Origin of the sequence: Paenisporosarcina sp. TG20 (assembly GCF_000286315.1) — a bacterium.
In the GTDB taxonomy this organism is placed as follows: Bacteria; Bacillota; Bacilli; order Bacillales_A; family Planococcaceae; genus Paenisporosarcina.
The window spans coordinates 1-13,253 of record NZ_ALJG01000245.1; the positions used below are offsets into that span (position 1 = coordinate 1).

A 13,253-nucleotide genomic window follows, 5' to 3' on the forward strand; every position below is an offset into this window, starting at 1 on the left:
GCATCTCTTCGTCAGTTCGCTCGCTCACATCCTCACGTACCTAAGTACGCTCCGGTGTTCACTCACTCACTTCCTCGACCTACTTGTATCTCAAAAAGAATTGGTGAGTCGATTAGCTCGACTTTGTTGCTGGCGTCAAAAAATTGACGTTTATAATGAACGTTTAAGTTCAAGTTGTTTTCGATACCAACAGATGTCGGCGTAAGAAAACGTTTTGCTTAAACATCTAGTGTTTAAGACTTTAATAGTTGACGTTTTGCTGTTCAGTTTTCAAGGTTCATTTGTTGCCGCTTGTTTTGGCGACTTTTCTAATATAACATCGTATTCTACGAGAGTCAAGTATTTTGATATCTTTTTCAATCGAACTCGATAACGACATTTATTATTATACGACTTTCTCACCTAAAGTGTCAAGGGGAAATAAGGCTCTTTTTCAAGTGCCTTATTAACTGTCTGTCACTTCATCTTGTTCGACCTTATAATATCGGTGGAAGATTTTATCACTCTTTGTTTGTACACGCTCGATGTGAATGTGTCCTCTCTCTACTAGGAATTCAATAAAGACCTCTAAATCTACTGAATAGTTACGAAGCTCTTCTTGCTCATGCAATTCTTGAATATTCCAATGCTCTTTTTGGCGCATAACTTCTAATATATGACGAGATCCATCTTTAGTTCTTGAATGAATCATAAACTCACTTGCTAAGAATAAAAGTTCTAATCTTTTATAAATTGATTCATCACTTGATAATAATTCTTCGTAGAGTTTATAAATAGATGGTTCCATAACCTTCACTTGCGACCAGACCGTTACTTCTGGGTGCATGCCATTTTCAAAAACAGCAAGTCGAGCAAGATGATGTAATGACTCCACAATGTGATTATAGGCATCCATGTAGTTCTTTTGTTCAAAGAATACTTTTCCTTCTAAATACCGACGAATTAGTTTAGCGAACTCAATTCCCATTTTAACTTTCCGACCGTAAAAGGGAAAATCTTTAAGTTCGGTTTTTAAGTCATGTACAAAATCATTTCGATCGAACATGATACGACCATAAAAAATCCAGTCGACAACCTTACGATTGGTACCAAGTAATAACCACTTGCGTAATTGTTTTTCAGTAACAGTATGCATTGCAGCTTTTTTGTCATCAAAAGTGTAATGTTTGGTGAAAACCGATTGATTAGCGTCTTTTGCTAGTATTAATAGAACGGAATCAAATGTATCTGTTATTTGACTTACCTTTTCTCGCTTCTCAACTAAAATGACACCTAGTGTATTTGGTTGACTCGCTCTTTCCTGGTAAATAGGTCGTAGAATTTGTTCCATTATTACTCCCCCTTATAAGTTACATAGACAAAATTGTATATGTACTTTTTTCGACAAAGTTTGTAAGATTCCTTCAAGCAATATACACTAACAGATATGATATAGTAAACATAATTAAGGAGGAACACCATATGAAATCTTATAAAAATAAAATAAATAGAATTCGTTCGTTTGCATTATCATTAATATTCATTGGTTTCGTCATAATGTATATCGGAATCTTTTTCCGTGAGAATCCATTCGTTATGACATTATTTATGCTATTGGGGTTAATTGCTATTTTAGCTAGTACTGGCGTTTATGCGTGGATTGGAATGCTATCCACTAGAGCAGTACAAATTGTATGTCCAAACTGTGGAAAACATACGAAAATATTAGGTCGAGTGGATATTTGTATGCATTGCCAAGAACCTCTAACACTAGATCCAACTTTAGAAGGTCAAGAATTTGATGAAGCACTGAATCGCAGAAAATCATAAAAGATAAGAGCCACCATTCATTAGAATGTGGCTCTTTTTTAATGACAATTAAGGTTCCAAGCCCTAAGTCCTCTGACTAAAACGGATGGATTCATGATCCTTCAAGAACGGCCCAATGGCTAATAGTTTTCTTATGGTTCCAGAGAGCATATATATGCTTTTTATGATTATCATACTTTTATTGATTGTCCTTTACAAGTTGGGCATATTCCGTAAATTTCCATTCGGTGTGCGTTCACTTCAAAACCAGTTACGTGTGAAGCTAAATGTTCTACTTCATCTAGTCCTGGATAATGAAAGTCAACAATTTTACTGCATGAGTTACAAATAATGTGATAATGGTCATTTGTAACGAAATCGAATCGACTTGATGAATCGCCGTAAGTTAGTTCTTTTACTAATCCCGTTTCTCTAAATACACGGAGATTATTATAGACAGTAGCAACACTCATGTTCGGAAATTTATCCTCTAGTGCTTTATATATATCAACTGCTGTTGGATGAATACTGGATTGGATGAGAAATTCTAAAATTGCATGACGCTGTGGCGTAATACGAACTCCTGTAGATTTCAAAGTATCCAATGCGTCTCGTAAATGCACTTCAGTCATCGTCACACCACCTCACTTCTTAGAAATTCTTAATTTATATATTAATATAAGTATAAGGAAGAAGTAAGGATAAAGTCAACAGAAACCCATTATATCAAGGGTTTACTCAGCGTGTAAGCCTTTTTCTTTTTGCCCAAGGCGTAGATTAATGAATCGAGCAGCAACAAATAAGAAATCTGACAATCTATTTAAATATGCTAAAACCAGTGGTGATACATCTTCCCCAATGTTAACTGCAGAGCGTTCAGCACGACGAACAATAGTACGTGCCACATGGATTGCTGCACCAGCGGGATGACCGCTTGGGAGTATAAAGTTTTTCAATGCGGGCAAGTGAGCATCATATTCGTCAATCCAAGTTTCTAACTTCGTTATTTCATCATTTTCTAGCTTCCATTTAACTTCTTTGCCTGTTGGTGTTGCAAGTTCTGCTCCGACATGGAATAGAGTAGTTTGTATTTGATGAAAAGCTTTTTCTACATTTTCTTTTTCATCAAAAAATTCATGTTGAAAATAACTCATTGCAAGTCCAATCATCGAATTCGCTTCGTCACATGTGCCATATGCTTCAACCAGCACATCATTTTTTGCTACACGCGCCCCATAGATAAGTGAAGTAGTCCCTTTGTCACCAGTTTTTGTGTAAATCTTCATATTAATACCCCTTTTCTACATTGATAACATTTTGAAAATCCGTTCCTTCATTAATCCATTCATGGAGATTTTGTTTGAAAACATGTAAAGAACGTGGTATATACTCGGATGAATGACTTGAAACGTGTGGAGAAACAATGACTCCTTCCATTTTCCAGAAAGGATGGTTCTCCCCAATTGGTTCTTTTTCATAGACATCTAACACCGCAAATGCAACTTGACGTTCTTGCATAGCTTTAACCAGTAGTTCTTCTTTTATTAAATCACCTCGACCAAAGTTCATAAATATCGCACTTTCTTTCATTAAGACAAAATGGTCATAAGTAAGTAATCCTCGTGTTTCTTTAGTACTTGGTAAAACAGAAACGACAATATCCACTGTTGGCAACACAGCATTTAATTCCCCAAAAGAAATCATTTTGTCCATATGTAAAGCTTGTTGTCCAGAACGATTGCAACCAATTGTTTTGACTTTAAATGCTTGTAATAAACGACCGATTTCGCTACCAATCGCACCCGGACCAATAACCAGGGCCGTACTTCCAGAAAGTTCAGTTGAATTGGATCGTCTACTCCATTCACCAGCCTTTTGTTGTGTATAAATCCACGGTAGGGAGCGTTTAATTGCTAATAAATGTGCCATGACTGACTCTGACATTGGTGTTTTGTGAATACCTTTGACATTTGTAACCAGAATATCTCGTTTCCCAATCTCACTTAATGGCATTTTTTCTAACCCTGCTGAAGCTATCATGAACCATTTTAAATTTGGGGCTTGATCAATTGTTTCTATTGTTATATCTTCTCCATATGATATGACAATTTCAGCTGCTGCAAGCGCAACCGTATCTTTAATTGAAGAAAAGGTGAACTTTACTCCAGGAAACTCAGATTTTAATTCTTCTATTAAGTAATCTTTAACAGTGAAAGTGAACAATGCATTGATCATTTGGCAGTCACTAATTCACGCAAACATCTTAAAGCCTCTTCTACGTGTCCTTTTACTTTTACTTTTCTCCATTCTTTTACTACTGTTCCCGTAGGATCAATTAAAAATGTTGAACGTTCAATACCCATGAATTCTTTTCCATACATATTTTTTAGTTTCCAAACACCATATTTTTCCGAAACAACATGGTCTTCATCAATTAGTAATGAAAATGGAAGACCGTGTTTTTCAATGAATTTAGTATGTGCTTTTTCACCATCTGGGCTAACACCTAAAATGACTGCATTTAAATCTTGAAATGATTCATATGAGTCTCTAAAATCACATGCTTCAGTTATACAGCCAGGCGTTTCATCTTTTGGATAAAAATACAGTAAAACATATTCTTTTCCAGCATAATTATCCAATGACACCTTTTCCCCTTTTTCGTTGTTCAATGTGAAACTAGGTGCTTGCAACCCCTCAAGTGTTGTCATGAACATTTCCCCCTAAAACATTATTTGGTTTAATCGTACAGAAAAATGGCTAAACTTTCAATTTTATTGGAGTTCTACTTTGTTTATGTCTATTATTAAGAATGAAGAAGGGAATGTTGGGTATATATGAATAGAACGAAGTCGAAGCTGGCACACGAAGAAGCATTGCAACATATTGTAGGAGGGGTAAACAGTCCTTCACGATCTTACAAAGCAGTAGGTGGTGGTTTTCCCACAGTCATGGAAAGAGCGCAAGGCGCATACTTTTGGGATGTAGATGGCAACAAATACATCGATTTCCTCGCTGCTTACGGTCCTATCATTACAGGTCATGCACATCCACACATAACAAAAGCCATTACAAAAGCAGCTGAAAGTGGCTTATTATACGGTACGCCTACGACTCATGAAATAAAGTTTGCCAAAATGTTAAAAGAAGCTATTCCAGGGATGGACAAAGTCCGTTTTGTGAATTCTGGGACTGAAGCTGTCATGACGACGCTTCGGGTATCACGAGCATACACAGGTAGAACGAAAATAATGAAATTTGCAGGATGTTACCATGGTCACTCTGACTTAGTCCTTGTTGCTGCCGGTTCAGGACCTGCTACACTTGGCATTCCTGACTCAGCAGGAGTTCCTAAATCAATTGCAAAAGAAGTTATTACAATTCCTTTTAACAACCCACAGGCATATCAAGAAGCAATGGCAAAATGGGGTCACGAAATTGCTTGTATTCTAGTAGAGCCTATCGTTGGGAACTTTGGGATTGTTGAACCAAAAGAAGGTTTCCTGCCACTGGTTCATGAAATTGCTAAACAAAAAGGGGCTCTTATAGTTTACGATGAAGTAATTACAGCTTTTCGCTTCCATTATGGTGGAGCTCAAGACTTGCTTGGTTTAACACCTGACTTAACTGCTTTAGGTAAGATTATTGGTGGCGGTTTACCAATTGGAGCTTATGGTGGACGTAAAGAAATTATGGAACAAGTTGCACCACTTGGACCAGCTTATCAAGCGGGAACTATGGCTGGGAACCCGGCGTCTATATTATCTGGAATTGCTTGTTTAGAAATACTAAAGCAAGAGGGTGTATACGCGGAGTTGGATCGTTTAGGAGTAATTTTAGAAGAAGGCATTTTAAAAGCTGCTTCTAAGCATAATGTTACGATTACGATAAACCGATTAAAAGGGGCTTTAACAATTTACTTTACGAATGTGAAAGTTGAAAACTTTGAACAAGCTGAAGCAACAGATGGTGAAATTTTCGCAAGATTTTTCAACCTTATGTTAGAACAAGGCATCAATTTAGCCCCTTCAAAATATGAAGCTTGGTTCTTAACAACCGCTCATACTGAAGAAGATGTTAGACAATCACTAGTAGCGGTAGACCACGCATTTTCACAACTTGCGTAGAACCTACTATCTAGTAGCAAATTTCTGCTTGAAGTAGTTAGAAAGGAAATAAACATTTATGAAACTTGGTGCACGAATCGTTAAAACGGGCGTTGCAATCGTTTTTGCTCTATTTATGGCCGATTTACTGAATTTACCATCACCTATTTTTGCAGCAATAGCAGCGATATTTGCTATACAACCATCTATTTATCGCTCATATTTATCTATTATTGAACAAATTCAATCCAACTTAATTGGTGCGGGAATTGCTGTAATTTTTGCTCTCATTTTTGGTCATCATTATGTAGCGGTTGGTTTAGCTGCCGTTATTACAATTGCTATTATGTTGAAATTAAAGTTAGAGAAATCTATTTCTTTAGCACTCGTAACAACAATTGCAATTATGGAAGTGCAAAGTGATGATTTTTTGACATTTGCTCTTATACGTTTTACTACCATTGTGGTTGGTGTACTTGCTGCATTTCTCGTTAATTTAGTATTTATGCCACCAAAATATGAGACGAAGTTATTCCAATCTATTCAAAAGACTACAGACGAATTGATTCGATGGACTAGAATAGCAAAGCTTCAAGCATCTGAACATAATGCAACAAAACAAGCGCTGGATAAGTTACGTGAGCGATTAATAAAAATTGATCAGTTTTATTTATTCTATAAAGAAGAACGTAGTTACTTACGTAATAAAAAACATGCAAAAGCTCGTAAGCTTGTAGTATATCGACAAATGATTTCAGTAGCAAATAAGAGCTGGGATGTCTTAAAACGTCTACACTTGTATGAAAATGAATTATCAAATCTCCCTAATCATTTTCGATTAATGATTCAGGAGCGACTTAACTTTTTATTAACATATCAAGAACAGCTACATTTAAAATACACTGGACAATTAAAACCTGATCACTCAATCTGGACAGGAAATGAAGACTTGCTAAAACGTCATGAAGTCATGGAGATTTTCGCAAGAGAAATTGCACTTTCAAAAGAAGAGGAAACCTTTTCTTCGTATCATTTACTGCACTTACTTTCATCAGTATTAGATTATGAAGAACAATTAGAACACTTAGATACACTCATAGTTTCTCATCAAAATTATCATGGGGACGAAATAAAAGTTGACTTGAAATCGGAATATAATTAATAAAAGGGCTTTCTAATAAGTCCCTAAAATAAAACAGGTGAAGGGAAACAAGTCGTTTTTCATCACCTGTTTTATTTTTTACTTATTGCACCGGAAATTATATGAAAAGAGGGCTGCCCTTAAAAAGTCATTTTCTATGACTTTAGGGACAGCCCCTTACCTTTTTCAAATGTTGTTTTGGTTTGAATCATGAAGAACAACTTCATGCCGTTTAACGTGTAGAAACAAACCTATTTTAATTTACTACTTGGGCATATAACAGAAAAAGAAGCCTCCTGATGTCAGGTAGGCTCCTACAACTAATTCTTCATTTTCGGATCTAATGCATCACGTAAGCCGTCTCCCATTAAGTTAAACCCTAGTACAGTAAGCATGATGGCTAGACCAGGGAAAAACATCGTCCACGGTGCATTTATAAAATTCACACGTGCATCTGCAAGCATTTTTCCCCATTCAGGAGCAGGTGCTTGTGCACCGAGCCCTAGGAATCCAAGTGCAGCCGCTTCAATAATTGCTGTTGCAATGGCAAGTGTACCCTGCACTATTACAGGAGACATTGAGTTTGGCAAAATATGCGAGAATAAGATCCGTATATCTTTCATTCCAATTGCTTTTGCTGAAGTAATATATTCTTCTTCTTTTATGCTCAAAACTTTAGAACGAATTAAGCGACCGAAGTTTGGTATATTAATTATCGCAATAGCGATTAAAGCATTTTGTAGTGATGGTCCTAATACTGAAACAACAGCAATAGCTAGCAAAATACTAGGGAATGCAAGCATGATATCAAAAATACGAGAAATGATGGTATCTATCCATTTACCGTAATACCCTGCAATAATTCCCAAAAAACTACCAACTACTAATGAACCAATAACTGAAAAGAATCCAACCCACAAGGAAATACGAGCTCCATGAATAATGCGAGATAAAATATCTCGACCAAGGTCATCTGTTCCAAGCCAGTAAGTACTAGAAGGTTTTAGCAAACGATCTGATAACAATTGTTCATTAATGCCCTGCATCGCTATGAAAGGACCAATAAATGCCACGATGATAAAGAATAGAACAATCCCAGCTCCCACAACGGCTAATTTACTTTTCTTAAACCCTCGCCACGCTTCGAGCCAAGGGCCAGCTACTTTTTCTGTTTGTGGTGTTCCATCTAATTGTTTAGGCGCCAAATTGGACATGTTGAGATTCCTCCCTCTTAATCATATTTAATTCGTGGATCAATTAAGCTGTATAGCACATCAATGACTAAGTTAATCATCACGAAAATGAATGCTACTACTAGAATTCCAGATTGAATAACAGGATAGTCACGGAAGTTAATAGCCTCATAAATGTAACGACCTACTCCTGGCCAACCGAAAATTGTTTCTGTTAAAATAGCGCCTCCAAGAAGCATTCCCATTTGAAGACCGATAATTGTTAAAACAGGGATAATGGCATTTTTCAATGCGTGTTTGTAAACGACCCAAAACATTCTTTGTCCCTTTGATCGAGCCGTACGAACATAATCTGAACGCATGACTTCTAGCATACTAGAACGAGTCATACGTGCGATAATCGCCATCGGAATGGTTGCGAGTGCAACACCAGGCAATATTAAGTGTTTTAATACTGTTCCAAGTTGATCATATCTACCTTGGATAATGGTATCAAGCACATATAAGTTGGTTATTGATTCCACGGGGTTACGGACTTCTTCACGACCTGTTGTTGGAAGTAGGCCAAATTCAACACCGAAAATGTATTGAAGCATTAATCCTAACCAGAAAATAGGCATAGAAACACCTACTAACGCTAGAATCATAGCGGTATAGTCAAACCATGAATTTTGAAACCATGCTGAAATGATTCCCGCATTTATCCCTACTATAATAGCTATTAATATAGCAAATAGAGATAATTCAAATGTAGCTGCTAAATATCCCCAAATTTCATCTGATACGGGATTCATCGTACGCATAGACTCACCAAGGTCACCTGTTATTAGGCCCCATAAGTAATCAAAGTATTGAATATACCACGGATCATCTAATCCAAGTTTTGTTCGAAGTGCCTTAACTGCCGACTCTGATGCTTGTTGACCTAAAATAACTTGAGCTGGATCACCCGGAATAGCACGAATAATCATGAAAACAACAAATGTCATCCCTAATAAAACCGGTACTAATTGCCATAATCTTTTGCCGATATAGTGAAGCATTGTCTTCACCTCTCCATCTAATGCATTATGTAATGAAAATGTTGCAGGATATTCTAGAATGATACGACTACAAAAAGTTAGAAACAAAAACGTGTATCCGCGTTTATAATCCATTCTAAAAAATTAAAATTTTCTTATGTTCATAATTTAAATAGATGGAGAGAAATCACGAAGACTTCTCCCCATCAGTAATTTTTTTATTTGAAGTCTACTTCAGCTAACTTATCAGATCCAGTTGGATGTGGTAAGAAGTTTAACAAATTAACTTTACCTGCAAGAAGTGGTGTAGAGTGCGCAAGTGGTACCCAAGGTGCTTCCGCAAAAATGATTTCTTGTGCTTGAGCGTAAAGTTCATTACGTTTGGCTTCATCTACTTCTGTTTGAGCTGCAATTAAAATATCATGTACTTCATCGTTGCTATAGTAAGCGTAGTTATTGCTTCCGATATTATCTTTATCAAGTAATACGTATAGGAAGTTATCCGCATCACCATTATCGCCAGTCCAACCTAACATGAATGCATCCGCTTCTCCGTTTTTAGTCTTTTCTAAATACGTTGCCCATTCATAAGTGACTATATTAGCTTTAATACCAATGTCAGCAAGATTCTTTTGAATAACCTCTGCTACTTTAGTTCCATCAGGCATATATGGACGTGGAACCGGCATTGCCCATAAGTCCATTTCAAAGCCGTCTTCTAGACCTGCTTCTTTTAATAGTTCTTTTGCTTTTTCTGGGTCATAGTCATATCCCGCAATATCGTCATTGTAACCACTGATTGAAGGTGGCATTGGGTTTTTTGCTATAAGAGCTCCGCCATTAAAGAAAGCATCAATGATAGACTGTTTATCAATTGCATGATTCATCGCTTGACGAACTCTCACATCATCAAATGGAGGACGTGTATTCGTTAAACCTAAGTATCCTACATTCATAGAAGGACGCTCATATAATTGTAAATCAGCGTTTCCTGTTACGTTATTACTATCTGCCGGGTTAACCCCATCAGCTAAATCAATTTCACCTGTAGTTAATGCCGTTAAACGTGCTGAGTTATCAGGAATAGCTTGGAATATAACTTTATCTAATTTTGGTAATTCGGGATTCCAATAATCAGTATATTTCTCAATAGTAATTGTCTCGTTTTTCTTCCATTCAACAAACTTAAACGGTCCAGTTCCTATAGGATTATCTGTAAATTTATCTCCATCCTTCTCAAAAGCTGTTGGGCTTGCAATACCAAATGGACTCATTGCAATGTTTTTTAAGAAAGGCGCTTGTGGACGTTTCAATTTAAAAATAACTGTATTGTCGCCTTCTGCAGTTACAGATTCAATTACATGACCTTCGTCACCTTTGAAACCACCAAACATAGATGCATAGTATGGGAATTGATCTTCTGTTCCGTTACTCCAGCGTTCGAAGTTTTTCACTACTGCTTCCGCATTAAAATCAGTACCATCTTGGAATTTCACACCTTCACGTAAAGTGAATGTGTAAGTTAGTCCATCTTCAGTGTTCCATTCTGTAGCAAGTCCTTCATTAATTGTTGTATCTTGAGGACCAAAGTTTAATAAAGTTTCAAATATGTTCTGAGTAACTTTAAATGATTCTCCATCAGTTGCTCTTGCAGGGTCCAAATAGACAGAATCCCCACCTCGACCGAATACTAAAATCTTTGGATCAGTACTTTCTTCAACTTCTCCATCTTTGCTATCATCTTTTGGATCTGTTGAATCCGTTGTACCAGTTGTATCTGAAGAACATGCTGCTAGAAACGTCGAGAGAACTAGCATTAGTAATAAAGCGATTGACCATAATTTCTTTTTATTCAAATTGACCCCTCCTACTATTTTTTATCAATGTTGCACTTGTTCGCCATAAAGATGGCATGCAACAGAATGACCTGGTTCAACTTCTTCTAACTTTGGTATGATTTTTGTACACACATCCATTTTATGCGGACAGCGCGTGTGGAACGTGCACCCAGTTGGTGGGTTTGAAGGGCTTGGAATATCCCCTGTAATCAGTATTTTCTCCCGGACAAAATCAGGGTCTGGAACTGGAACTGCAGACAATAAAGCCTGTGTGTAAGGGTGAAGTGGCTTATTATAAAGCAACTCAGTTTCTGCAATTTCGACTATTTTCCCGAGATACATAACCCCTACTCGATCACTTATATGACGCACCACACCTAAGTCATGCGCAATAAATATATACGTAAGATCAAATTCTTTTTGTAAATCTTGCATTAAGTTTAACACCTGTGCCTGAATGGACACGTCAAGTGCTGAAACAGGTTCATCTGCAATGATGAGTTTTGGGTTTGTCATGAGTGCTCTTGCAATGCCTATACGCTGCCGTTGTCCACCACTAAATTGGTGTGGATAACGTTTAGCATGATAGCTACTTAATCCTACAATTTCTAGAAAGTCATGCACTTTCTTTTTACGCGAAATTGAATCACCAATTCCATGGACAATTAAAGGTTCTTCTAAAATCTTCTCAATAGTATGTCTAGGATTTAGAGAAGCGTATGGATCCTGAAAGACCATTTGAATTTCCCGGCGCGCTTTACGCATATCGTCAGTAGAAATACTTGTTAATTCTTTGCCGTTAAATTCTACTTTTCCTTCTGTCGGTTCTAGCAATCTCATAAGCATTCGACCAGTTGTAGATTTTCCACATCCGGATTCACCTACAATCCCTAGTGTTTCACCTTTGTTGACATAAAAAGAGACATCATCAACGGCTTTCACATGCCCTGATACACGACTAAGTATGCCTTTACGAATTGGAAAGTATTTTTTTAGTCCTTCAACTTTCAACAAAGGTTCTATCATGCGCGGACACCTCCTGATCTTCGTACAAGAAGCATCTAGTCTTCTGAACAGATGACGTTTGATACAAATCTGGATTCTCTGTTAAACATTTATCAAATGCAAACTCGCAGCGTTCTGCAAAACGACACCCTGTTTTAATAGAACCTGGTTTTGGGACGTTACCTGGAATTGAATAAAGTCGTTGCTTTTTAAAGCGCAAGTCCGGTACAGATTGCAATAACCCTTTTGTATACGGATGTTGAGGGTTTTTAAAAATTACTTGTACTGGACCTTCTTCAACGATTTTACCTGCATACATTACAACTACTCTTTCACATATTTCGGCTACAACTCCCAAGTCATGTGTGATTAATAAAACAGCAGTATTTAATCTATCATTTAAATCTTTAATTAAAGCTAGAATTTGAGCTTGAATCGTAACATCAAGTGCTGTGGTCGGTTCGTCTGCAATTAAAACTTTTGGTTCACATACTAGCGCCATCGCAATCATGACACGCTGTCTCATCCCACCTGAAAGTTGATGAGGATATTCTTTCATCATTTCTTCAGCACGAGGTAGACCAACTAAGGTCAACATTTCAATTGCTCTATTTCTCGCCTGCTTTTTAGACCACTCTTTTTTATGTATAACAATTGCCTCCAATAATTGGCTACCAATTGTAAATAAAGGATTCAACGAAGTCATAGGCTCTTGGAAAATCATCGCCACGTCGTTCCCTCTTATCTTACGCATTTCTCTATCATTTAATTTTGATAAATCTTTATTTTCGAAAAGTATTTCGCCACCTGTGATTTTTCCTGGTGGACTTGGTACTAGCCCCATAATAGATAAAGATGTAACACTTTTTCCACATCCAGACTCACCGACGATCCCGAGTACTTCTCCTTCGTTTATTGTAAAGTCAATATTATCTACAGCTGGAATTTCACCATCATCTGTGAAAAAGGTTGTCCGTAATTCTTTTACTTGAAGAATTGCTTTACGTTCACTCATGAAGCCCCTCCTCTAAACAAATACAATACTTTATGCATGTTCTATATATTCTTAATTATACAAATGTATATTATAATTGCAATAGTATCAATATTTATAAATTAATAACAAAAGTTGAATTAATTACTTAAGTTTCGCACCTTGA

The 13,253-nt window shown here is 36.9% G+C and carries 13 protein-coding genes; 3 read left to right on the top strand and 10 right to left on the bottom strand.

All coding sequences use genetic code 11. The features are described from left to right. Positions 1-445: 445 nt before the first annotated feature. Positions 446-1,330, bottom strand: a complete 885-nt coding sequence (locus tag B371_RS0106225; RefSeq protein WP_019413442.1) for a nucleotidyltransferase-like protein — start codon at positions 1,328-1,330, stop codon at positions 446-448. Positions 1,331-1,461: 131 nt separating this feature from the next. Between B371_RS0106225 and B371_RS0106230 the strand changes: the two genes are divergently transcribed. Then, positions 1,462-1,809, top strand: coding sequence for a YgzB family protein (locus B371_RS0106230; RefSeq protein WP_019413443.1), 348 nt, complete (start codon positions 1,462-1,464; stop codon positions 1,807-1,809). A 170-nt stretch (positions 1,810-1,979) separates the two neighbouring features. Here B371_RS0106230 and perR read toward each other — a convergent pair whose 3' ends face one another. The 4 genes from perR to bcp form a co-directional block, all read right to left on the bottom strand. After that, positions 1,980-2,420 (bottom strand): peroxide-responsive transcriptional repressor PerR, encoded by a 441-nt coding sequence (perR, locus tag B371_RS0106235; RefSeq protein ID WP_019413444.1) that lies wholly within the window; start codon positions 2,418-2,420, stop codon positions 1,980-1,982. Positions 2,421-2,522: 102 nt separating this feature from the next. Then, positions 2,523-3,074 (bottom strand): cob(I)yrinic acid a,c-diamide adenosyltransferase, encoded by a 552-nt coding sequence (locus tag B371_RS0106240; protein ID WP_019413445.1) that lies wholly within the window; start codon positions 3,072-3,074, stop codon positions 2,523-2,525. A gap of 1 nt (position 3,075) precedes the next feature. Further along, entirely contained in the window at positions 3,076-4,023 is a 948-nt protein-coding gene (locus B371_RS0106245) for a D-2-hydroxyacid dehydrogenase (protein ID WP_019413446.1), read from the bottom strand. Beyond that, entirely contained in the window at positions 4,020-4,499 is a 480-nt protein-coding gene (gene bcp / locus B371_RS0106250; RefSeq protein WP_019413447.1) for a thioredoxin-dependent thiol peroxidase, read from the bottom strand. The genes B371_RS0106245 and bcp overlap by 4 nt, the downstream gene beginning before the upstream one ends. 126 nt (positions 4,500-4,625) lie before the next feature. Here bcp and B371_RS0106255 point away from each other — a divergent pair, with 126 nt between their 5' ends. After that, complete coding sequence (locus tag B371_RS0106255) at positions 4,626-5,915, top strand: glutamate-1-semialdehyde 2,1-aminomutase (RefSeq protein WP_019413448.1); 1,290 nt, start codon at positions 4,626-4,628, stop codon at positions 5,913-5,915. A 58-nt stretch (positions 5,916-5,973) separates the two neighbouring features. Next, a complete protein-coding gene (locus B371_RS0106260) occupies positions 5,974-7,056 on the top strand; it encodes an aromatic acid exporter family protein (protein WP_019413449.1) in 1,083 nt (360 codons plus the stop codon). Positions 7,057-7,355: 299 nt separating this feature from the next. Here the strand turns inward: B371_RS0106260 and B371_RS0106265 are convergent, their stop codons facing one another. The 5 genes from B371_RS0106265 to B371_RS0106285 form a co-directional block, all read right to left on the bottom strand. After that, the gene (locus tag B371_RS0106265; RefSeq protein WP_019413450.1) at positions 7,356-8,249 is read right to left on the bottom strand and encodes an ABC transporter permease; all 894 of its coding nucleotides are present in this window, start codon (positions 8,247-8,249) and stop codon (positions 7,356-7,358) included. Between the two features lie 17 nt (positions 8,250-8,266). Next, a complete protein-coding gene (locus B371_RS0106270; RefSeq protein ID WP_019413451.1) occupies positions 8,267-9,271 on the bottom strand; it encodes an ABC transporter permease in 1,005 nt (334 codons plus the stop codon). 197 nt (positions 9,272-9,468) lie between these two features. Next, entirely contained in the window at positions 9,469-11,106 is a 1,638-nt protein-coding gene (locus B371_RS0106275; RefSeq protein WP_019413452.1) for an ABC transporter substrate-binding protein, read from the bottom strand. A 24-nt stretch (positions 11,107-11,130) separates the two neighbouring features. Further along, the gene (locus tag B371_RS0106280; RefSeq protein ID WP_019413453.1) at positions 11,131-12,114 is read right to left on the bottom strand and encodes an ABC transporter ATP-binding protein; all 984 of its coding nucleotides are present in this window, start codon (positions 12,112-12,114) and stop codon (positions 11,131-11,133) included. Then, on the bottom strand, positions 12,089-13,108 hold the full coding sequence (locus B371_RS0106285) for an ABC transporter ATP-binding protein (protein ID WP_019413454.1): 1,020 nt from the start codon (positions 13,106-13,108) through the stop codon (positions 12,089-12,091). The genes B371_RS0106280 and B371_RS0106285 overlap by 26 nt, the downstream gene beginning before the upstream one ends. Between the last annotated feature and the right edge of the window lie 145 nt (positions 13,109-13,253).

Excerpts from the sequence above, each read along its gene's own strand:
- B371_RS0106225 (WP_019413442.1), bottom strand. The coding sequence starts at position 1,330 with ATGGAACAAATTCTACGACCTATTTACCAGGAAAGAGCGAGTCAACCA.
- B371_RS0106230 (WP_019413443.1), top strand. The coding sequence starts at position 1,462 with ATGAAATCTTATAAAAATAAAATAAATAGAATTCGTTCGTTTGCATTA.
- perR (WP_019413444.1), bottom strand. The coding sequence starts at position 2,420 with ATGACTGAAGTGCATTTACGAGACGCATTGGATACTTTGAAATCTACA.
- B371_RS0106240 (WP_019413445.1), bottom strand. The coding sequence starts at position 3,074 with ATGAAGATTTACACAAAAACTGGTGACAAAGGGACTACTTCACTTATC.
- B371_RS0106245 (WP_019413446.1), bottom strand. The coding sequence starts at position 4,023 with ATGATCAATGCATTGTTCACTTTCACTGTTAAAGATTACTTAATAGAA.
- bcp (WP_019413447.1), bottom strand. The coding sequence starts at position 4,499 with ATGACAACACTTGAGGGGTTGCAAGCACCTAGTTTCACATTGAACAAC.
- B371_RS0106255 (WP_019413448.1), top strand. The coding sequence starts at position 4,626 with ATGAATAGAACGAAGTCGAAGCTGGCACACGAAGAAGCATTGCAACAT.
- B371_RS0106260 (WP_019413449.1), top strand. The coding sequence starts at position 5,974 with ATGAAACTTGGTGCACGAATCGTTAAAACGGGCGTTGCAATCGTTTTT.
- B371_RS0106265 (WP_019413450.1), bottom strand. The coding sequence starts at position 8,249 with ATGTCCAATTTGGCGCCTAAACAATTAGATGGAACACCACAAACAGAA.
- B371_RS0106270 (WP_019413451.1), bottom strand. The coding sequence starts at position 9,271 with ATGCTTCACTATATCGGCAAAAGATTATGGCAATTAGTACCGGTTTTA.
- B371_RS0106280 (WP_019413453.1), bottom strand. The coding sequence starts at position 12,114 with ATGATAGAACCTTTGTTGAAAGTTGAAGGACTAAAAAAATACTTTCCA.
- B371_RS0106285 (WP_019413454.1), bottom strand. The coding sequence starts at position 13,108 with ATGAGTGAACGTAAAGCAATTCTTCAAGTAAAAGAATTACGGACAACC.